General features: G+C 57.7%; 11 protein-coding genes. 1 reads left to right on the plus strand and 10 read right to left on the minus strand.

Annotated elements, in window-relative coordinates:
* Positions 1-70: 70 nt before the first annotated feature.
* From ABWO67_RS07370 to ABWO67_RS07380, 3 genes are read right to left on the minus strand one after another with little or no spacing between them, the layout of a single operon-like run.
* Positions 71-1366, minus strand: a complete 1296-nt coding sequence (locus ABWO67_RS07370) for a sulfate adenylyltransferase subunit 1 (RefSeq protein WP_353149695.1) — start codon at positions 1364-1366, stop codon at positions 71-73.
* Positions 1366-2274 (minus strand): sulfate adenylyltransferase subunit CysD, encoded by a 909-nt coding sequence (gene cysD / locus ABWO67_RS07375; RefSeq protein WP_353149698.1) that lies wholly within the window; start codon positions 2272-2274, stop codon positions 1366-1368. Before cysD ends, ABWO67_RS07370 begins: the two co-directional genes overlap by 1 nt.
* Before the next feature lie 4 nt (positions 2275-2278).
* The gene (locus tag ABWO67_RS07380) at positions 2279-3004 is read right to left on the minus strand and encodes a phosphoadenylyl-sulfate reductase (RefSeq protein WP_353149701.1); all 726 of its coding nucleotides are present in this window, start codon (positions 3002-3004) and stop codon (positions 2279-2281) included.
* Positions 3005-3260: 256 nt separating this feature from the next.
* On the opposite strand from ABWO67_RS07380, the gene ABWO67_RS07385 reads away from it, so the two are divergent.
* Complete coding sequence (locus ABWO67_RS07385; protein ID WP_353149704.1) at positions 3261-4550, plus strand: Glu/Leu/Phe/Val family dehydrogenase; 1290 nt, start codon at positions 3261-3263, stop codon at positions 4548-4550.
* Here the strand turns inward: ABWO67_RS07385 and treY are convergent.
* From treY to ABWO67_RS07420, 7 genes are read right to left on the minus strand one after another with little or no spacing between them, the layout of a single operon-like run.
* Positions 4547-7222, minus strand: coding sequence for a malto-oligosyltrehalose synthase (gene treY / locus ABWO67_RS07390; RefSeq protein WP_353149707.1), 2676 nt, complete (start codon positions 7220-7222; stop codon positions 4547-4549). The genes ABWO67_RS07385 and treY overlap by 4 nt on opposite strands.
* Positions 7219-9357 (minus strand): 4-alpha-glucanotransferase, encoded by a 2139-nt coding sequence (malQ, locus tag ABWO67_RS07395; RefSeq protein WP_353149710.1) that lies wholly within the window; start codon positions 9355-9357, stop codon positions 7219-7221. Before malQ ends, treY begins: the two co-directional genes overlap by 4 nt.
* The gene (gene treZ / locus ABWO67_RS07400; RefSeq protein ID WP_353149713.1) at positions 9350-11221 is read right to left on the minus strand and encodes a malto-oligosyltrehalose trehalohydrolase; all 1872 of its coding nucleotides are present in this window, start codon (positions 11219-11221) and stop codon (positions 9350-9352) included. Before treZ ends, malQ begins: the two co-directional genes overlap by 8 nt.
* 17 nt (positions 11222-11238) lie before the next feature.
* Positions 11239-13344 carry a glycogen debranching protein GlgX gene (glgX, locus tag ABWO67_RS07405; protein WP_353149716.1) on the minus strand — a complete coding sequence of 702 codons (2106 nt, stop codon included), beginning with the start codon at positions 13342-13344 and terminating at the stop codon, positions 11239-11241.
* A complete protein-coding gene (gene glgB / locus ABWO67_RS07410; RefSeq protein WP_502929980.1) occupies positions 13341-15293 on the minus strand; it encodes a 1,4-alpha-glucan branching protein GlgB in 1953 nt (650 codons plus the stop codon). Before glgB ends, glgX begins: the two co-directional genes overlap by 4 nt.
* Positions 15286-18711, minus strand: coding sequence for a maltose alpha-D-glucosyltransferase (gene treS, locus ABWO67_RS07415; protein WP_353149719.1), 3426 nt, complete (start codon positions 18709-18711; stop codon positions 15286-15288). The genes glgB and treS overlap by 8 nt, the downstream gene beginning before the upstream one ends.
* 26 nt (positions 18712-18737) lie before the next feature.
* On the minus strand, positions 18738-21803 hold the full coding sequence (locus ABWO67_RS07420) for an alpha-1,4-glucan--maltose-1-phosphate maltosyltransferase (RefSeq protein WP_353149722.1): 3066 nt from the start codon (positions 21801-21803) through the stop codon (positions 18738-18740).
* Between the last annotated feature and the right edge of the window lie 4 nt (positions 21804-21807).

Raw genomic sequence — 21807 nt, forward strand, 5'->3', positions numbered from 1 at the left:
GTCCCAGCCCCTGTGGCAGCCGCCGCTCAAGAAAACAAACCGATAGACTCAGCGACAATAAGCAGCCCCCTCACCGTACCATCCCCGCCGCCGCAGTCTGATGCGTCGCCGCATCGATCAAAATAAAAGCCCCCGTCACCGAATGCTCAGAATACGAATCCAGCGCCAGGACATCACGTGAAACCAGCGTGACATGCCCGATGTCATTCATCTCCAGCACGCCGCTCGCTTCTACATGCGACAACTCGTGAATATCGCGTCGCGTATGCACCGCTTTGACCTTCGCTTGCGTAAGCCGCGTACCCTGCTTCAGCCAATACTGCCGCAAAGGACTTAGCGCCTGCTGATCCAGCCAGCAAAGCTCTGCATCGAACTCCTTGGTCACGCGTATCGTTGTGTCCGACTGCACGATAAGATCGCCGCGCGAAACATCGATATCGCGGTCCAGCACCAGCACGACGTTGTCTCCGGCGACTACCGAGGCCACGTCCAGGTCGAAGCGTAACAAGCGAGCTACTTTGGCAACCTGGCCCGCAGGCAATACCCGGATTTCGTCACCGACGCTTAACCGCCCGCCCGCCAGCTGCCCGGCGTAGCCGCGGAAATCATTCACGTCGTGGCCGCCATGGCGTATTACCCATTGCACGAAAAATCGCGAAGAACCTTCGTCTACAGCCGCAGAGATTGGCAGATCTTCCAGCAGGGACAATAACGGTGGGCCACTGTACCAGGGCGTGTTGGCCGAGCCCTCCACCACGTTGTCACCCCTTAAGGCCGAAATGGGAATGATATGGAAATGCTCTATGTCCAGTCTTTCGGCCAGTTCCGTGTATGCCGCACGTATGGCCTCGAATATGACTGGATCCCAGCCAACCAGATCCATTTTATTGACGGCCACCACTATATTTTTAAGTCCCAGCAATTTTGCCAAAGCGCTGTGGCGCTTGGTTTGCGCCAGCAACTGCCCGTCGCGGGCGCGGCTGGCATCGATCAGGATGATCGCGACTTCCGCAGTGGACGCGCCCGTCACCATATTGCGTGTATATTGCTCATGACCAGGAGCATCCGCCACAATAAACTTGCGCCGCGGCGTCGAAAAATAGCGGTAGGCCACGTCGATAGTAATGCCCTGTTCCCGCTCGGCTTCAAGGCCGTCGGTCAGCAAGGACAAATCGATTTCACTCGCGGCGACCCGCTTGTACTTTGACCGCGTGATGGCGGCAAGCTGATCGGCAAACACACCCTTGCTGTCATACAGCAAACGTCCAATCAGGGTGGACTTGCCGTCGTCCACCGAACCTGCGGTAATCAGGCGCAGCACGCCAGTGTCGGCGGCTGATATCCAGGATTCATTCACTGCATTCATCAGAAATACCCCAGCTTTTTCCGGCGCTCCATAGAGGCCTCGGAAGTTTGATCATCCATGCGGGTTGCCCCTCGCTCTGTAATGGTGGTGATGGCCGTCTCGGCAATGATGGCTTCGGGACTGTCAGCACCGGATTCCACCGGGCAGGTGCAGGAAATATCGCCTACCGTCCGAAAGCGTACTGTGACGTTCTCGGTCTGCTCTCCTGCCTTGGGCGGTGTAATCGGCGTCACCGGCACCAGCAGGCCATTGCGTCTGATCACCTCGCGCTCGTGCGCATAGTAAATGGAAGGTAGGCTCAATTTTTCGCGGGCGATGTACTGCCACACATCCAGTTCCGTCCAGTTGGAAATCGGGAAGACGCGCATGTTTTCACCCGGGTGGACTTTAGTATTGAACAAATTCCATAGCTCGGGGCGCTGGGCCTTGGGATCCCACTGGCCAAACTCATTGCGAAAGGAAAATACACGCTCTTTGGCGCGGGCCTTTTCTTCGTCTCGCCGGGCTCCGCCTATGCAAGCATCAAAGCCGAATTCTTCTATCGCTTCAAGCAATGTCGTCGCCTGCGCCGCGTTACGTGAATCAGTTTCCCGCCGCAAGACTACGGTACCTCTGGCAATGGAGTCTTCGACCCGGCGCACGATCAGTGTTTCGCCCAATTCGGCAACGTGGCGGTCGCGAAACTCAATGACTTCATCGAAGTTATGCCCAGTGTCGATATGCATCAACGGAAAAGGAAAGCCGGCGGGTCGAAACGCCTTTTCAGCCAGGCGCAACAGCACGACAGAATCCTTACCCCCCGAAAACAGCAGGACGGGCCGCTCACATTCAGCGGCGACTTCGCGCAGTATGTAGATAGCCTCGGACTCCAGCCAGTCCAAGTGCGTGCGCGCGGAAATATCACCCATGGTCTTATCCTTTCAAGTCGTGAAGATTGCCGGCATGCAGGCCGCATTCTTTTGATAATTTCTGTTCCCACCACCAACGCCCGGCCCGCAAATCCTCGCCGGGGCGGATCGCCCTGGTACATGGTTCACAGCCAATCGATGGGTAACCCTGATCGTGCAAAGGGTTGTAAGGGATATCCAGCGCATGAATAACGGCCCAGACCTGATCCACGGACCAGGCGGCCAGCGGGTTATATTTTGTCAGGCCGAACACAGTGTCATATTCAGCTTCGGGCAGTTCCGTGCGAGTCACAGATTGCTCTCGCCGCTGTCCGGTCAGCCAGGCCGACCGCCCCTGCAACGCCCGGCGCAATGGCTCCACTTTGCGCATGCCGCAACAGGCTTTGCGCAAATCGACACTTTCGTAAAAACCGAACTCGCCATGCTCGGCAACGTGGGCGGCTACGACGGTGGCATCGGGCCGCAACGCGGGAACGTCAATACCGTAGCGCTGCTGCACAACTTCACGCATCTTCTGCGTTTCGGTATGCAAACGGCCAGTATCCAGCGTAAAAACGCCAATAGGCAACGCCGCCTCGAAAATCGCATGCGACAACAGCATGTCTTCCACGCCAAACGACGAAGCAAAGACAGCATCGGCATGTCGTCTGCCAATCTGAGCCAAGGTTTGCCTAAGCACGGCCCATAACTGTTCCGTGGAAGAGTCAAGAGAAGTCGAAATTGCGTTCATGTCATACCCATCGCCCTTGCAGCAAGTCAGTCTAAAGGCGTAGTCTGACGGTCAAAGGCGCTCGCAGGAACGAATAAATAGTAGAGTGTTTATGCGAATTCGCTATTACGGCGGTTTCGCCTGGCGCGTCCCTATTTAAATTTATAGGGCAAGAACTGGGGACGTAGTGAGATTGCCGCGCTAAAATCGAGTTTTTGCCTGCCTTGCGCAGGTTTTACTCATTGCTTCGTTCAATTTAACGCTTGAGGTCGTAATCATGTCAGAACACCCTACGCACGCACTCCCCTCTTACCTGAATTCGCAAGAACTGGGGCCGTGGGGCGTATATCTGGAGCAGGTCGAGCGGGTAACACCTTACTTGGGCAAACTCAGCAAATGGGTTGAAACCCTAAAACGGCCGAAGCGTTCCCTGATCGTTGACGTACCTGTCGAACTCGATAACGGAACCATCGCTCACTTCGAAGGCTACCGCGTACAACACAACACCACGCGTGGTCCCGGCAAAGGCGGCGTACGATTCCACCAAGACGTCACGTTGTCTGAAGTCATGGCTCTTGCAGCCTGGATGTCAGTCAAGACCGCAGCGGTCAACTTGCCATTTGGCGGCGCCAAAGGCGGTATAAGAATGGATCCGCGAAACTATTCCAGGGGCGAACTCGAACGCATTACACGCCGCTATACCAGCGAAATCGGCGTAATTATCGGGCCCAATAAAGATATTCCTGCACCCGACGTCAACACCAATGCGCAGACCATGGCATGGATGATGGACACTTATTCCATGAACGAAGGCGCGACCACCACAGGCGTAGTCACCGGAAAGCCGGTATCGCTGGGCGGCAGTCTGGGCCGTGTCGAAGCCACGGGTCGCGGCGTGTACGTAGTGGGTTGCGAAGCAGCCCGCGACAAAGGCATACCTATTGAAGGCGCTCGTGTCGTCATTCAGGGCTTCGGAAACGTGGGCGGCACAGCCGCACGTTTGTTCTACGAAGCCGGCGCCAAAGTCATCGCGGTTCAAGATCACACTGGCTGCGTCCACAACGCCAACGGTCTGGAAGTACTGACACTGCTTAAGCACGTTGAAGAAAACGGCGGCGTAGCCGGCTGCCCCAATGCCGAAAGCATGGATGCCGCCGACTTCTGGGCGTTGGAAACCGAGCTGCTTATCCCCGCTGCCCTGGAAAGCCAGATCCACGAAGGCAACGCCAATTCAGTGCGCGCCAAAATCGTTATCGAAGGCGCCAACGGCCCAACCACACCGGAAGCGGACGACATCCTTACCTCCAACGGCACACTGATCGTGCCTGATGTTCTGGCCAACGCCGGCGGTGTCACTGTCAGCTACTTCGAGTGGGTGCAGGATTTCTCAAGCTTCTACTGGACCGAACCGGAAATCAACCATCGCCTGGAAGCGATGATGCGCGCGGCGTACACATCGGTGTCCGCGGTTTCGAACGAACACAAGGTGACGCAACGCACCGCGGCATTCATTACCGCCTGCACACGCATTCTTGAGTCGCGCGAAGTACGGGGCCTGTACCCTTAACCAGCCCGCAGCAGCGCCACGGGCAGGCCAGCAAGCATTTCGGACAGCGGCAAGCTGCTGTCCGGCCTGACTTGGTGCCTGCGGTCTGCCAGCACATCATGCAAGCCCGCGCCGATATACCGACGCGGCAACGCCACCGCAGTATCGTTCCAGAACAGCGGATCTATCTGGGGCAGCCCTTGGCTGCCATGCCCGGCCACCCCCTGCGAACATACGCGAGGCACAACGACCACTACTTGCTGCGCCTGCCACGTACGCAGAAACGCCAGAACATGGTCGCGCTTATCCCCCAGGACAGGCAGGCAAACATACTCCCCGCAAGCAAACACATCTGGCAGCTCGCGCCGCAGCGCCAATGCCCTTGCCAGCACCGCCTGTTTCACGCGGCCATCCGTCCAGTTGCTCAGCAAGGAGTCCATGCTGGTGCTGGCAGCCAATGCTGACAATCCAGCCTGGCGCAGCGAATAATCCACCTCCCGGCGATTATCAGGATCCACCAGGCTGAAATCCCAAAATTCGGTTCCCTGGTACAGGTCCGGCACTCCTGGGCTGCATACACGCAGCAAGGTTTGCGTCAATCCATTCACCGCCCCCGCGGCGGTTATTGTCTGTGTAAATGCTGCAATATCGCGCAACAGCTCGTGCCCTGGCCCGCCGGGCATCAAGCTGAATACAAAGTCGGCGCTTTGCTGCTCATAAGCCAGATCCGGTTCGAACCAACCCGAATTGATCTTCGCTTCTCGCAACGCCTTCATTTGCCACTGGACGATACGTTCGGCGTAACGCTCCATGCCAACGGCATCGTCAGCGGATAGTTGCAGCGGCCATGCCCCCACCAGCATCTGGAAAAGCATGTAGCGCTCGCCAGCCTGGGTGCCGTCGGCCGGCGGCATACTGCCAGGCCAATGCAACCAGCGTTGACTGGCCTGGGCCCAGGACTGCGGCATTTCGCTGAGCACGGCCAGCCTGGCTCTCACGTCTTCGCCGCGCTTATGATCGTGAGTCGCCGTTGCCAGCAAGGAGCGCGGCGCATGCGGCACGCGCCATAAATTCTGCTGGTGAAAGGTTTCGGGCAGAGTCGCCAATACCGCCGGATCCGAGCCGACCTCGTTGCGTGACAACAAGCGCCCATAACGATAGAAAACCGTATCCTCCAGCGATTTGGCTGCCAATGGCGGCGTCAACTGTTGGAAACGCCGCACCGCTTCGCACTGCAGATCGCGCACACTCGCCTGAGCCTCAGGTGCCGACGCCACCGGGCTTGCGCCTAACCAGACATCCAGCATTTCCAGCAGCAGTTGTTCGCTACTTTGCGCCCCGTCCAATCGGGCATGGGCCTCTCGCATAGCCTGATCGAAACAGGCCGAGTCGGCGTCATCTCGACCATCAACTTGCGCATAGGTCCGGTACACATGGAACACCGTCAGTAACGCATCCAGGACACGGCCAATCGCCTCACTCGTCCAGTCCCTGGTATAGACACTGGTTCGAGCCAGCCTCGACAACGCACGCAGCAGCCCCTTTCGTTCCGCCACGAAATGACGTTGCAGCATCAAGCGCCTGGCATCGTGCACAAAGCTGCTGATCGGCCGGCTATCCCCGCTCACCGACTGCCAATGGGCCGTCAACAAGGATTCGCCCGCCAGGTCATGCAACACGGCTGCGGCCTGATCCATGAAATCGTAGCCGCTGGTGCCGTCGACGTGCCAGTTGTCACCCAGAGTTTCGCCTTTCGCCAGAATTTTCTCAACTATCAGCCAAGGCGCGTCTTGGCGCAGTACGGCTGGTCGAAGCTCGACGCGTTGCCTGAGCGCCTGGGATAGCTGCCGGCAATAATCAACAGGCTCAGCCAGGCCATCGACATGGTCCACCCGCAAGCCGTCAATCAACCCTTCGGCGAACAGGCGTAGCGGCAGTGCATGCACCTCATCGAAGACTTGTTGCCGCTCTACCCTTACTCCGATCAGTTCACTGATTTCGAAGAAGCGGCGCCAGTTGATGATATCGGCAGCACAGCGCCACCAAGACAGACGGTAATGCTGCCGCTCCAGCAGGCCATGCAAACGTTGCTGCCCCTGGGAATTACGGCTGTCGTATTGCGCCAGCGCCTGACTCGGGTCATCCCCTTCGCATCGCAACGAGCCCGGCGCCACTGGGTAGCGCGCACCGCAAGCATCAATTTGAAACGCGTCGGCGGCATCGTCAAAAACCAGCCGAATATCACCACTGACCAACGCTTGCCCGTACGAACAAGCCAGGAAAGGCGCCAGTACCTTGCCAGCCAAGTCTGTCTGCGGCGGCTCCCAATCGATATCGAACCATGACGCATAAGCGCTTTGCCGCCCATGCATCAGCACATCCCACCACCATGCGTTGCCCGGATGAGTCGCCATGTGATTAGGGACAATATCCAGAATCAACCCCATGCCGTGTTCACGCAGCCGCAGAACCAGCAACTTTAAGGCGGGTTCTCCGCCCAACTCCGGGCTTACCACGGAATGATCGATGACGTCATAGCCATGCATCGACCCGGGCCGTGCGCGCGAAATGGGCGAGCTGTAAAAATGACTGATGCCCAACGCAGCATAGTACGGGACCTGCTCGCAGGCGTCCCGCAGGGTAAAGCCGGCATGCAGCTGCAAACGGACCGTAGCCCTGGGCGTGGTGGTCATGAGTGCCTCCTGCCATGCTTGATTGCGTCAATGCTACGCCTGACATCGGGCCGGGAAAAAATACCGTCGACACCGGCAGGCAGGCACTGAACCCAGTTTGGATGAGCGACTGGGTCTGCGCCTTCGCTACCCGGCAAATTCGGTTGCTCTATCAAGCCCAGCAAATCCTCCAGCGGAATAATGACCAGCGGCGCCGGCGTGCTGGACACGAATTCCAATATGGCCTCCCGTGGCGCGGCGACCGGAAGTCCGGTGTCGGGTGAGCTGATACAACCCGCATCCCGCAACGCCTTCCAAAGCGCCGTCTTCTCATGCTTGCGAATGTCGCGCTGTTGCGCTGCTGCGCCGTCCGGTATCTGCCCCAGCCGTTCTCGCCAGTCCAGGTCTCTTGCTTCCCACCAACCCGCCAGCGTGGGAAGGTCATGGGTGGTAGTCGTTGCGATGGCATGAGCAGACCATTCATGCGGCGGTAAAAAGCCTGCGGAAGATCGCTCGAACCACAGCACACTGGTACCCAATATGCCTTGCTGCCTGAGCGTGTCGTTGAAACCTTCCGGCACCGTGCCCAGGTTCTCGCCGACCACGATGGCTTTGTGACGCCATGCTTCCAAGGCCAACAGACGCATCATGTCGGCGCGTGGATAGCGCATATACACACCATCGACTGGGCTCGCGCCCTGCGGGATCAACCACATGCGGGCCAGCCCCAGAATATGGTCTATGCGTACACCTCCCGCATGCCTCAATGCCGCCCGCAGTGTTTCCAGAAAAGCGATATAGCCATTCTGCCGCAAGGCGCGGGGCGACAAGGCGGTAAGGCTCCAATATTGACCCCGCGATTGGTATAAATCAGGCGGCGCGCCTACTGACACCCCTGTCAGCATCTCGCCCTGGCGGCTCCAGGCATGGCTGCCACGCGGGTCAGTTCCAATAGCCAGGTCAGTAATCAAGCCTATGGACATGCCCGCGGCACGCGCGCTGTCTTGCACATGCCTCAATCCCTCATCGGCAAGCCACTGCAAAAACACATGAAAGTCGATATCAGCTTCATGTTGCATCGCATATGCCTGCACACACTGGCCCAAGGGATCATGCAATTGAGCAGGCCAGTCTTGCCATCCACTTGCCGGACCCAACACAGCCCGATAATGAGCATGCAAGGCCTCGTAGCGCGCATGGCTTTCCAGCGCCTCGCCGCCCTGTCGCCTGAAAGCCGTATAACGTTCGACAAGCGCGTCTGCGGCTTGTCGGCGGAAACGATCGAACAGCTGCCTGAGCAAAGCCAGGCGCTTGGGCAAAATGCAATTCCAATCGACCACACTGGCGCGACGCGCCTTATCGCCATTCCAGTCAGCAACCAGTTCTCTCGTCGCCTGGCTGACCTCGAGTTCGCCCATGACTATTGCCGGGTCGATATAGGCGACGTTCAGGAACAGGCGGCTGGAAGGGGAATAAGGACTATAGCGTTGTGGGTCGGCGCTGAACATGGCGTGCACTGGGCTGATCGCCAACGCGCTGGCAGATGCCTGCCCGGCATGGCGGGCTAAGCGGGCCAAAGCGCCAAAATCGCCGCCGCTCGTCCAGCCCGGCCAGACAGGCAGGTTGCCTGAAGCGCTCTCCGACACGCGGCTCAAGCTATAGACTTGCGCTGATATGCCCCAGTGGCACGTGTCTCGTTGGCCGGCAATATCATCGATGGAAGGACAGCGCTTTGGCGCGACGGCAAGTGTAATCTGCAGCGGCCCAATCAACAGTTGGTGGTATCCGGTCTGCTGAACCCCCCGGATGCTGGCCATGCCTGGGCCAACGCTATTGGCCATGCCGGCATACTGGCTACCGTCTTCCAGGTTCAAGACATACGCCAGCGGGCCAGCGTAGGCAAACACAGGCGGTTCGTCCACATCGACGATAAGCATGGCGCCGGGTGAAGACAAACCGCTCTGCTCCAGTTCACACTGGCTATCGGCAATCTGCTGCGCGTTGCCGCAGGGCAGGCCTAGAGTATCCAACATACTACGTAATATTGGTTCTTTCACCTGGTGCATCTGGCCATGCACATCTTGCCAGGCCGGCTCCAGCCCGACCGTTTCCGAGAGCCGCAGCAAAGCAGGGTCGACCGACATGAAACTATGCATGAGCTTGCCTTCGGCCCAATCTGGACTGCATCAAGGGTGTGACGGTTGCGGTCGTACTTGCAGCCAGAACAATGCCCGCCGCAAGCCCGTCTTCAGGATCGAAATGGCTTTCGAAGATCACTGCCTCGCCTGCAGTCAGGCAGTCCTCGGGAAGCTCGACGTCAACCTGAGACAAGTTGCAGTACAGGTTTAACAAGCTCCCGTTTCCCAGCGTCCAGCGGGCAACCAGGCAAACAGGCGCCAGAACACGGACAGACAAGCTGCGAGCGCCCGCCAGATGCGGCACGACAAACTCACGGCGCAAGTTCAGCAATTGACGATAGTAGCCATACCAAGCCTGCGCTTTAGTATCGCGTGCAATATTCGACATCGCGCATTGTTCCCAAGTGCTTGCATCGTTCGGATCGGGTATGCGCTGCCTGGCCTGCGGATCAGAGTATTCAGAAAACCCCGCAAATTCTTTGCGCCGCCCTTCGCGCACAGCCCGGGCCAAATCGGCATCTTGGAAACTCGTGAAGTACAAAAACGGCACTGTGGCGCCATATTCTTCACCCATGAACAGCATAGGAATATGGGGCGCCAGCATTTGTAACGCTACTGCGGCATACAACGCGTCCACATTCTTGCCGCACAGCGTGATCAAGCGCTCCCCCATCGCCCGATTACCTATCTGGTCATGGTTTTGCAAAAAAAACACGAACGCCGATGGCGGCAAATCAACACTGGATTCGCCGCGAGGCAGGCCTTTACGCCAGGGGCTGGGCTGTCCCTGATACACAAAGCCTTCGGCCAGAACGCGGGCCAGCTTGCTGGTCGGATCGTCCTGATAAGCCATGTAGTAGCCTTGCGATTCACCTGTCAGGATAGTGTGCAGCACATGGTGCGCGTCGTCGTTCCATTGCGCATCGAAACCTTGCGTCATCAGGCTGGCGGCGTTGTCGTCATTTTCCAGCACTAAATGCACATGCCTGCCCGCCGGTATATGCCGACGCACAAAGCAAGCCATTTCCGGCAACCAGCCGGGGTCTGATAAAGCATGCACCGCATCGAGCCGTAAACCGTCGAACCGATATTCACGCAGCCAGTACAAGGCGTTTTCCGCGAAGAAAGCCCTGACTTCCGGCTTGCGGAAATCGATCGCAGGTCCCCATGGCGTCTTCATGTCAGTGCGAAAAAAATCTGGAGCATAAGAGCCCAGGTAGTTTCCGTCGGGCCCGAAATGGTTATAAACCACGTCGAGGAACACCATGATGCCCATGCCATGGGCCGTATCTATCAGTGTTTTCAGTTCATCGGGTGACCCGTAGGCGCAATCAGGCGCATAAGGGAGGACGCCGTCATAACCCCAATTACGAGGTCCGGAAAAGTCAGCGACCGGCATAAGCTGGACTGCTGTCACGCCAAGCTCGGCCAAGTCAGCGAGCATAGCCTGGACACCGGCGAATCCACCCGCCAGCCCCACATGCACTTCGTAAAGGACAGTGTCAGTCCAGGGGCGGCCCAGCCAAGAGCCATGTCTCCAAGCGTAGGAACACGTATCGTGGACGACGCTTGCTGCGTGCACATCCCCGTCTTGCAATCGGGAAGCAGGATCAGGAACACTAAGTTCGGGTTCGATGCGATAACGATACCGGGCGCCTACCGGACACGCATAGCGAAGCTCATGAAAACCATTGCCGATGGGATTCATAACGGTCGCTGGCTTGCCCTCCACTTCCAATTGCACCTGCGGCACTGCGGGCGCCCACAGGCGAAACCGGACCATACCGTCCGCCATAAGCACGGCCCCGAACGTATAGTCAACGTGTGTTTCTTGATAGCCTGCCGCTACCTCGCCGCCATAATCTGCGCCATCATTTTGCACAAGACCTCCTTTTTCAGTCAGCCTGACGCCCCCTTGCCGATCAACAACACCACACCATGCGCTGACACCGGTACGCTCGAAGCATGAACACGACTCGGCACCGCCTGGACATTGGCTGAATTCAACACGCTTACCCAAGAACAAGACGACTCGGGCACTTGAAAATCAACATCCTCTGCACCCGAGTTGATCAACAGACATGAAAGCTCTACTGAGCCGCCTGGCAAGCGGACGGCCCGCCGAAAGGCAAGCACCCGACCCTCTGGATATTGCCAGTCGGATTCTTCCATGACCTCGCCATCTATGTCATACCAGGCTACCCGCGTGACACCTGGCAAGACTTCATAATTGCCATCCTCGAAACGAGGCATTCTCAAGCTTGGATGCGCTTTTCTGAGTGAGCTCAAACGGCTGACGAAAGCAGTAAGCTCACGCCCTTCCGGACTGGCTGCGTGAACCCAGTCCAGCCACGATATGTCGTTGTCCTGACAGTAGGCGTTGTTATTGCCCTGCTGGCTGTTGCCGAATTCGTCTCCGGCCAGCAGCATAGGTGTGCCATCGGAAAAGAATACTGTCGCCAGCATGGAACGCAACACGCGCGCACGCAACGACGCCAACGCGGGATCACTGCTGGGACCTTCTTCCCCCCAGTTATTGCTGAAGTTCTCGCTATGTCCATCGGCATTTTCGTCGCCATTGGCGTCGTTGTGCTTGTCGTTGTAAGTAACGATATCGTGGGCAGTGAATCCATCGTGCGACGCCAGAAAATTAACGGAAGCCCAGGGCCGTCGGTGCCGCCTGTCGAACACCGCGGGTGAACCCGACAGCCAGCCCGCGAGTTCACCACGCAGCCCAGGCTCTCCGGCCCAGACTCGACGAATGCCATCGCGGTATTGATCATTCCATTCCGCAAAACTCGGGGGGTGGTTGCCCAATTGATAACCATCGGGGCCGGTATCCCATGGCTCGGAAATCAATTTCAGGCGCGACAGCACCGGGTCCTGCAGTATCGCGTCGAAAAAACCCGAACCCGGGTCAAAGCCCGTACCCTCGCGCCCCAGCGTTACGCCCAGATCGAAACGGAAGCCATCGATGTGATATTGCTCGGCCCAATAACGCAAAGAATCCATCACCATTTGCAATACGCGGGGATGCGACAGGTTGACCGTGTTGCCGCAGCCGGTATCATTGATGTAGTAACGCTCCTCGCCCGGGATCAAGCGGTAATAGCTGGCATTGTCCAGGCCGCGCCACGATAGCGTAGGACCGAGCTCATTACCTTCCGCCGTATGGTTGTAAACAACATCCAATATCACTTCTATACCCGCCGCATGAAGACGCCTTATGGCCATGCGCAAATCATTGATCCTGCCGGTTGCCAAATAGGACGGTTCAGGCGCGAAAAAGGCCAAGGTGTTATAGCCCCAGTAATTGCGCAGGCCTCGCTCCACAAGAAAGTGATCATGCAAAAAAGCGTGCACGGGCAATAATTCGATGGCGGTAACACCCAGCTTGTGCAAGTGATCGATAAAGCGCGGGTTGCTCAGCGCCTCGCATGTACCGCGCACCTCCGAAGGCAGGTCATCTCTTTGCATGGACAGGCCCCGCAAATGCGCTTCGTAGATAATGGTTTCCGCCCACGGGGTGCAGGGGCGTTCCTTAGTGCCCCACCTGAAACTATCGCCGGTCACGACGCTCTTGGGCATCAATGCGGCCGAATCGCGCCGGTCCAGGCTCAGATCGGCCTTAGGATGCTGCACACGATAGCCAAATAAGGCATCAGACCAGCGCACCGAGCCGGCCAGCTTGCGTGCGTAAGGATCGATCAATAACTTCTGCGGGTTGAAACGATGGCCGTTCCGGGGATCGTAAGGCCCGTAAGCACGATAGCCATACTGCATCCCTGGCCCCGCATTAGGCAGATAGCCATGCCATACCTCGTCAGTGCATTCGGGCAGCGTCAGGCGCTTCAGTTCCCGACGCCCGGTCGAATCGAAAATGCACAATTCGATCTTGGTGGCATTCGCGGAAAACACTGCAAAGTTGACGCCCAAGCCGTCGCTATGGGCGCCCAGGGGATAGGGCAAGCCCGTATCCAACCGATCAGGCAGCGATAGACTCATGATGATGATCCTTCGGGCGCAAGCATTACCGTCGCTAAAGGGGGCAGCAACAAATCAAGCGACTGCTCGTATCCGTGCGAGGGTTTATCGGTCGCCATTACATGACCGCTATTGCCCATATTGGCACCTCCATAGGCCTGCGCATCGGTATTGAGCAGTTCGGCCCAATGCCCGCCGATCGGTACGCCAATGCGGTAGCCTGTTCGCGGCACGGGGGTCATATTGCTGACCACCAGCACGCACTGCCCTTGGTGCCAGCGCAGGAAGGCGAACACGCTGTTGGCCTGATCGTCGCCGATTATCCAGGCAAAACCGGCTGGATCGACATCGCCGCCGTGCAGCGCTGGCATGGTCCGGTACAGCGTATTCAAATCCCTCACCAGCGTTTGCACGCCGGCATGGTCTGGCCCTTCCAATGCAGCCCAATCCAGTTGCGCATCATGGTTCCATTCATAGGGCTGCGCCAATTCGGCCCCCATGAAAAGCAGCTTCTTACCTGGATGCCCCCACATGAAGCCATAATAAGCACGAAGATTGGCAAAGCGCTGCCAGCGATCACCCGGCATCTTGCCCAGCAACGATCCCTTGCCATGCACCACTTCGTCATGGGATAGAGGCAGGACAAAGCGCTCGGAATAGGCGTACACCATGGCAAACGTCATGTCCTCATGGTGATAGCGGCGGTGCACAGACTCATGTCGCATGTACCGCAGCGTGTCATGCATCCAGCCCATATTCCACTTGTACTGGAAACCCAGCCCGCCGCTGGCCTGCGGAGCGGTAACGCCGGGCCAGGCGGTAGATTCCTCGGCGATCACGATCGCACCAACGCTACGTTCTTGCACCACCGCATTCAACTGTTGCAGGAAGTCGACCGCCTCCAGGTTTTCGCGGCCACCATACTGATTCGGCGTCCATTGCCCCGGCTCACGGCTATAGTCCAGATACAACATGGATGCCACCGCGTCCACCCGAAGTCCGTCGACGTGATAACGCTGCAACCACTCCAGGGCGCTGCACAACAAGAAGTTTTTTACCTCGTTGCGCCCCATGTTGTAGATCAGCGTGTCCCAATCGGGATGCAAACCCTGACGGGGGTCAGCGTGTTCATACAGAGCCGTCCCATCGAAGTCGGCCAAACCATGCAAATCAGAAGGAAAATGAGCGGGCACCCAGTCCAGAATCACCCCCAGCCCGGCTTGATGGCACTGATCGACAAACGTGGCGAAGTCTGCGGGCGTTCCATAGCGCGCCGACGGCGCATACATACCCAAGGGCTGATATCCCCATGACCCCCCAAAGGGATGTTCAGTGATGGGCAAAAGCTCTACATGCGTAAACCCCATGGCGGTAGCGTACTCAATCAGTTGGGCGCCGGTTTCCGACCACGAGGCCTCCACGCCTGGTCCTGTCCTCCACGACCCGAAATGCACTTCATAAATAGAGATAGGCGCATCGGGTTGTTGCGCTGCGCCACGCCTTGCCATCCAAGTCTCGTCGCTCCAGTCGAATGCATCAGGCGGCGCCACGACCGACGCCGTAGCCGGCGGCATCTCAGTTTGCCGCGCGACCGGATCGGCTTTCAAAGGCAGCAGGCAGCCATCACGTCCATGCAATTCAAATTTGTAGCGGTGGCCCGGTGCAGCCTCCGGGACGAAAACTTCCCAGACACCGCACTCCGCGCGCAGCCGCATGGGGTCGCGCCGCCCGTCCCAAGTGTTGAAATCTCCGACGACAGCCACACGCTGCGCATTGGGCGCCCACACAGCAAAACGCACGCCCGTCGTGCCATCGACAGTCGCCACGTGCGCGCCAAGACAATCGGCAAGATGCCAATGCCGCCCTTGGGCAATCAAATGCATGTCCAGCTCGCCCAACAAGGGCGGCGACGCATCGGGCCCGCCAGCGCCGTGCACCGCATCTTTGTGAATCATCACATTATCAGTCATGAGCAGCTTCCTTTACATCGCCGGTTTCAGCCAGCAGCCGACGCGCCACACGGACCAGTCCGCCCAAAGGCACGGCAATCCAATCCGGACGGTGTGCCGCCTCGTAGCAAATTTCATAGGCGGCTTTCTCGAATAGCGCCAAATCGAGCAGGGGTTGCGGCTGCGCTGGCAAAGCGACGGAATCCGCGCCCGCCTCGGTGCCCGCCTGCGCCACCCTGCTCGCCTCGTCAAGGGCGTTGTGATACGCCCCAAGGAAAGCCTGTGTTGCCGTTTCGCAAAATTGATCAAGCAGAATTTGACGATGCTGATGCAATGACGCAGCTGCCGGTACCGCCAGCGCATCAGCGTCTATCGCCTCATCTGGCATGCCGGCATCGGGGCGCGGCGATATATCCGAGACGGTGTGCTCGGCGGCCCGGAAAGCAGCCGTTGCATAATCAAACGAACGCAACAGGCCCGCGACATCCCGCCAGGGGCTGGACTTGCTGCGACGCGCACTTAACGAGCGCACGGGCTCACCTTCGAAATCGATAAGATAAACATCATTCTGGGCGATAAGAACTTGCCCCAGATGAAAGTCGCCGTGGATGCGCGTGCGCAAGGTCTTGGTCAGCGTCCGTGCCCGCTGGTCGATTTCAATAAGCAAGGCGTCATGACTGGTCTGTAATTCTTCAAGATAAACAAGCGCCTGCTCTGACAATGTGGACTTGCTGGCCACGCACGCTTTCAAGGCTTTGGACAGCATGCTACGGATATCTTTGGCCCATGCCTTGGCATCGTTCGCATCCGCCACTTCCGGCGTGAAGGCTGGATCGTCGGTGGGCTGCGCCAACACCCCATGCAATTCGGCCAAACGCTTGCCTATGGCGGCAGCAACCGTTGCATAGCCGCTCAGCTCTTCTTCGTAATCGGCCTGGCTCTCACCGGTCAGCGCAGCATTTTCCAGTGTGCGTTTCAAATAATCTTGCGTCCAGCTCCACGCGTCGCCCTGGTTCGCCACCCTGGCATGCAACAGGGCCAGTGTATGGGAGGTTCCGTCAGCATCAACACGCAGCACCTCGCCTAGCAGGGCGGCTGAATTCGCATAGCCGGAAAGCGTAAGGTAACGCGTCATTTCGGCTTCGGGATGAACGCCGGGCACGGCATGGCGAACCAGCTTCAAGATCGCGGCCTCACCCAGCGAGAGTGAACTATTGGACTGCTCTCCCTGAAACCATTCTATTGCCATATCGATCGGCCACTCCACATTTTTCAAGGCAGGTTCGCCTTGAAAGTACATCATGAAGCGCCCGCGGGATGTCTCGAAAGGAACCTTGAGATCACCCCGTATATTTTCGAGCAGGGCTAGCGCGAACTCCGGAACAGAAAAAGCATCGGTAGCCAGGCCCAGTTCCGCGCCGCGCCGCACCCTGGCAAGCGCATATTGTTGCGGCAAGGCCGCTACCGGTTCGGTCCAAAGCAAAGCCAGGGGCAAGAAATAATTCGCAGATCCTTCGTCAAGCTCAACCTCGAACTCCGCGAGGAACAAGTCTGTCTGGCCGGGAAGCGGGAGAACATAAAGAATATTTGCCGACTTGATACGCTGGCTGCCCGCAAACCAGCGCTGCCTGGAAAGGTATTGCGGCAAAACGTCATTGCACAATATACGGCGCGAACCTTCCATCAATTGATATCCCGCGCGCTTGCGCACGACCAACGTGGCATATTCGGGCATTTGCTCGGGCAGCATGGCGCGCCATGTCGGCGGCGCAGCCGTGGCGCTTAACTCAAACCAATAAAACCCATAAGGCGGCAGCGTCAGCAGATAAGGCGCTTCACTTACTGTGGGGAAAGCGGTGCCGCCCAATAGCTCCACAGGCACCCTTCCCGACATGAATGACAAGTCCAGCTCCGCCGGCTGGGAGGCGTTAGACAGGTTGGCCACACACAGCAAGACAACGCCGTCGTATTCGCGCAGGTAAGCCAATACCTTGCGGTTCCCGGGAAACAGGAAACGCAGGCTGCCCCGGCCGAATGCATGGGTTTGCTGGCGCTTGGCCAGCATGCGCCGCGTCCAGTTCATCAACGAGTGTGGATCGCGCTGCTGCGCCTCTACATTGACTGTTTCATATCCATAAAGCGGCCCCATCAATACGGGCAGTGTCAGGCGCTCTGGATCCGCCCTGGAAAAGCCGCCGTTGCGGTCAGGCGTCCACTGCATGGGTGTGCGCACACCATCGCGGTCGCCCAAGTGAATGTTGTCGCCCATGCCGAGTTCGTCGCCGTAATACAAGACCGGAGTGCCCGGCATAGACAACAATAGACTGTTCATCAGCTCAATGCGACGGCGATCCCGTTCCAGCAAAGGCGACAAGCGGCGTCGTATCCCCAAATTGATGCGCGCCAGGCGGTCGGCCGCGTAGACCTCCCACAAATAATCACGCTCGCTACCCGTCACCATTTCCAGCGTAAGTTCGTCGTGATTGCGCAAAAAAATGGCCCATTGGCAATTTTCCGGAATCTCCGGTGTCTGCTGCATGATGTCGGTAATCGGGAAGCGATCGGCCCGCGCAATTGCCATATACATGCGCGGCATCAGCGGAAAGTGAAACGACATATGGCATTCATCACCCTGACCGAAGTATTCCTGCGCATCCTCAGGCCATTGATTGGCTTCGGCCAGCAATAAGCGGTCAGGGTAGTCGCTGTCCATCACGGCGCGTATCTGGCGCAGTACTGCATGGGTTTCAGGCAGGTTTTCGTTATTCGTGCCCTCGCGTTCGACCAGATACGGCACAGCATCCAGCCTCAGGCCATCCACGCCCATATCCAGCCAGAAGCGCATGACATTGATGACTTCCTTGAGCACGCGCGGGTTGTCATAGTTCAGGTCCGGCTGATGCGAATAAAAACGATGCCAGAAATAAGCGCCGGCCACTGGATCCCAAGTCCAGTTGGATTTCTCGGTATCGCAAAAAATAATGCGTGTATTGGCATAGGCTTGATCATTGTCCGACCACACATAAAAGTCGCGGGCAGCCGAGCCTGGCTTGGCCCGGCGCGCGCGCTGGAACCAGGCGTGCTGGTCCGACGTATGGTTGACCACCAGCTCGGTAATAACGCGCAGGCCCCGCTCATGCGCCGCCCGGATAAATTTCCGAACATCGGCCAGCGTGCCGTAATCTTCATGGACATCCCGGTATTCGGCGATATCGTAACCGTCGTCCAGGCGCGGCGAGGGATAAAAAGGCAGGAGCCAAATGGTATTCACACCCAATTCGGCGATGTAGTCGAGCTTGGAAATCAGCCCTGGAAAATCCCCTTTGCCATCATTGTTCGCGTCGAAAAATGACTTTACGTGGAGCTGGTATATGACAGCGTCTTTATACCAAAGCGGCTCATTAGGCAGCCTCGTTCGTCTTTTTCTGGGTTCAACCATATTGTGTGTCCCATTTAAATTCTTCGTTATGCAGGACCTTCCAGCCCCCATACCGCAAAAGGACGCTCCTGCGTCAGCGCAACGCGGTGATATTTACCGTCCCAACGAAAATGGCTGTCACTGAACAGATCACGCACACGCACCGAGCCATCATCGGGCAAGCCCCACTGCCACAAAGGCAATTCCAACGTTCCCGCCTGCGTGCCGCCAGGATCCAGGCTGATCGCCACCAACACGACGTTGTCCCGCTCGGGCGTGGACTTGGAAAAGAACAATATTTGATCGTTATCGATGTTGTGAAAACGCATGCCCAGATGCGATTGCAAAGCGGGATTCGCGCGTCGCACCTGATTCAAGCGCGTTATCTCGGCCACGATATTGCCCGGCCTGCCCCAATCCCAGGACCGAATTTCATACTTCTCGGAATCCAGATATTCTTCTTTGCCGGGAATAGCCTGCGCCTCACACAGTTCAAAACCGTTGTACACCCCCCATAACCCCGACATAGTGGCCGCCAACGCGGCCCGTATCAGAAACCCCGGTCGACCAGAGCTCTGCAGAAAATACGGATTGATGTCGGGTGTGTTGACGAAAAAATTCGGCCGAAAAAAATCGGCTACCGGCTCGACATTCAGCTCGGTCAGGTAATCGGTAAGTTCCTGTTTGTGATTACGCCAGGTGAAGTAGGTATAAGACTGGGAAAATCCCAGCTTGGCCAGGCGATACATCATCTTGGGCCTGGTGAAGGCTTCAGACAGGAAAATGACATGCGGGTGCAATGCCTGGACTTGGGAAATCATCCACTGCCAAAATGGCAATGGCTTGGTATGCGGATTATCGACGCGAAATGTCTGTATTCCCTGACCGGCCCAGAAAAGCACCACGTCGCGCAACGCCACCCACAAGGCCGCCTGCTGCGCCGCGCTGGCCGCCGGACTATAAAAATCCGGATTCACAATATCTTCATAACGCTTGGGGGGATTCTCGGCATACCGCAGAGAGCCGTCCGGACGCCAGTCGAACCAGGCGGGACGCGCCTTGAGCCAGGGGTGATCCGGCGAACATTGAATCGCGAAATCCATGGCAATTTCCAGGTCATGCTCCTTGGCGGCGCGTATCAACTCCCTAAAATCGTCAAGCGACCCCAATTGCGGATGAACAGCCTCGTGTCCGCCTTCGGCAGAACCAATGGCATAAGGACTTCCCGGGTCGTCCGGGCCGGCTTTGACAGCGTTGTTCTTGCCCTTGCGGTTGGTCTGCCCGATAGGATGGATGGGCGGAAAGTACAACACATCGAATCCCATATCCCGTATGAACGGCAAGCGGTCAATCACATCCAGAAAAGTCCCATGTACGCCAGGAACTCCTCCCTGCGAGCGGGGAAATAGCTCGTACCAACTGGCGAATCGGGCTTCGCGACGCTCCACCTGCAAAGGATATACAACATCGCTGCCAGCCTCGAATTCCCGAGCGTCTGCGAACTCCATGGCTTCTGCCAGCGATTCCGACAGCATTGCCTGAATTTGTTCCGGCTCTCCGGGAGCCAATGGCGTAGTGTGGCTACCTCCAACGGTTTGCTGCATCGACAATTGCGCACGCTGCAAGTACGGCTTGGGCAGAGTAGCTTGCGGCCTGCCCACCGCGTCCAGTGCCGAAATCAGCACATTGGCGGTAAAAGGCATATCGTCCTTTGTTCTCTCCACGGCGTCGCTGATCAAGAGGCGACCTTCTTCCATCTCCAAGCGCACATCCACGCCCCCCGCCACTTTCTTCTTCAACTGCTCGCGATATGAGCCCCACGTATCCAGCCAGGCTCTCACGCCATAACAATGGCTACCCAAACGGTCCGGCGAAAACTGGGCCTGCCAGCGGTCGTTTCCCAGATGTTCCATCGGCGCCTCGTGCCAGACTGTCTCATCCATGGCGCGCCACACCAGGCTTGCCGAGATGCGATCATGGCCATCCATGAAGATATCGGCCTGCACCTGTATGGTGTCGCCTATCGTGCGCTTGACCGCGAATCGGCCTTGATCGACAGACGGCGAGATGTTCTCGATGGCAATACGTGCTGATTGCAAGGCGACGGTAACGGACTTGCGCTGATCACTGGACGAAACAGCAACACCTTTCACCACAGACGCGGGAGCCACTGGAATCAGGCGGCACCCTGACCCGGAAAGAACATCCGGCAAGTCGGTACCAGCAGTCTTGACGATATAGCTTTGAGGAAGACGGCAGCGCAATGTCCGCCAGTCCACTTTGACAGGCTTATCGACATAGGGATTGATAAGCAAAAGGCTGGCCGCAGAGCCACCCCGGAACAGCGCCGTGACATCGGCTTGCGGACCCGACAGCCTTTGCAACCGCTGACTTGCCCCATGCCTTTGGGCTATCCATTGGTTGACCTGCGCCACGTCATCCTCTCCGGCGATAGCTTCAAACCCCATAGGCACCAGCACACCGTCTCCGGCAAAGGCAGCGGTCCACAACTTGCGTCTGGCTTGCTCAGGGTCCTGGCGCAGCCAGGTTTCCCTTGAGGTAAGGTCTGTACCCGGATCTTCAACCGGTGCTATGACCGACATATCGACCCGTAACCTGTCATGCTCCTCGAGCAACCATCCGGAACGGTAATCCCACCACGGCAAGGACAGAAATGCCGCCTCGAAACCTGATCCCGAAAGCTGCGCAGCCTGTTCATGACCCAGGCCGGGGGTCCAGGCCATGAAACAACACTCGGGCTGCTGCGCATGCACTCGGCCGATAATCGCCTTCCAGTCGCTCGCAGATAGCCGGCTAGGGGCCAGACAACGAAATCCTGAAACGCCTTCGTTAGACCACGACAGCAGCCTTTCGGCCCACTCAGCGATAAAGTCCGTATCGTCAGCAGCGCGCTCCAGCGTCAGGTCCATCAGAAAAAATAGTCGGTGCCGTTTGCAGGTTGCAACCATGGCATCCAGCGCTTCGTGCGTGCTCGGTATCAGCACGCTCTGGAAACCCAGCGCGGAAACCCTTGCGCATAAGTCATCCCACCATTCGACGTCGGTACCGTCCTGATCAGATAAGCGCGGGTATGCGTAGTAAATGCAAGACATGATA

The sequence above is a fragment of the Pollutimonas bauzanensis genome (assembly GCF_040393045.1).
GTDB classification, from domain to species: domain Bacteria; phylum Pseudomonadota; class Gammaproteobacteria; order Burkholderiales; family Burkholderiaceae_B; genus Pollutimonas; species Pollutimonas bauzanensis_A.

What these genes read in the sequence shown, in the direction of transcription:
- ABWO67_RS07370 (WP_353149695.1), bottom strand. Translation starts at nt 1,366, where the DNA reads ATGAATGCAGTGAATGAATCCTGGATATCAGCCGCCGACACTGGCGTG.
- cysD (WP_353149698.1), bottom strand. Translation starts at nt 2,274, where the DNA reads ATGGGTGATATTTCCGCGCGCACGCACTTGGACTGGCTGGAGTCCGAG.
- ABWO67_RS07380 (WP_353149701.1), bottom strand. Translation starts at nt 3,004, where the DNA reads ATGAACGCAATTTCGACTTCTCTTGACTCTTCCACGGAACAGTTATGG.
- ABWO67_RS07385 (WP_353149704.1), top strand. Translation starts at nt 3,261, where the DNA reads ATGTCAGAACACCCTACGCACGCACTCCCCTCTTACCTGAATTCGCAA.
- treY (WP_353149707.1), bottom strand. Translation starts at nt 7,222, where the DNA reads ATGACCACCACGCCCAGGGCTACGGTCCGTTTGCAGCTGCATGCCGGC.
- malQ (WP_353149710.1), bottom strand. Translation starts at nt 9,357, where the DNA reads ATGCATAGTTTCATGTCGGTCGACCCTGCTTTGCTGCGGCTCTCGGAA.
- glgX (WP_353149716.1), bottom strand. Translation starts at nt 13,344, where the DNA reads ATGAGTCTATCGCTGCCTGATCGGTTGGATACGGGCTTGCCCTATCCC.
- glgB (WP_502929980.1), bottom strand. Translation starts at nt 15,293, where the DNA reads ATGACTGATAATGTGATGATTCACAAAGATGCGGTGCACGGCGCTGGC.
- treS (WP_353149719.1), bottom strand. Translation starts at nt 18,711, where the DNA reads ATGGTTGAACCCAGAAAAAGACGAACGAGGCTGCCTAATGAGCCGCTT.
- ABWO67_RS07420 (WP_353149722.1), bottom strand. Translation starts at nt 21,803, where the DNA reads ATGTCTTGCATTTACTACGCATACCCGCGCTTATCTGATCAGGACGGT.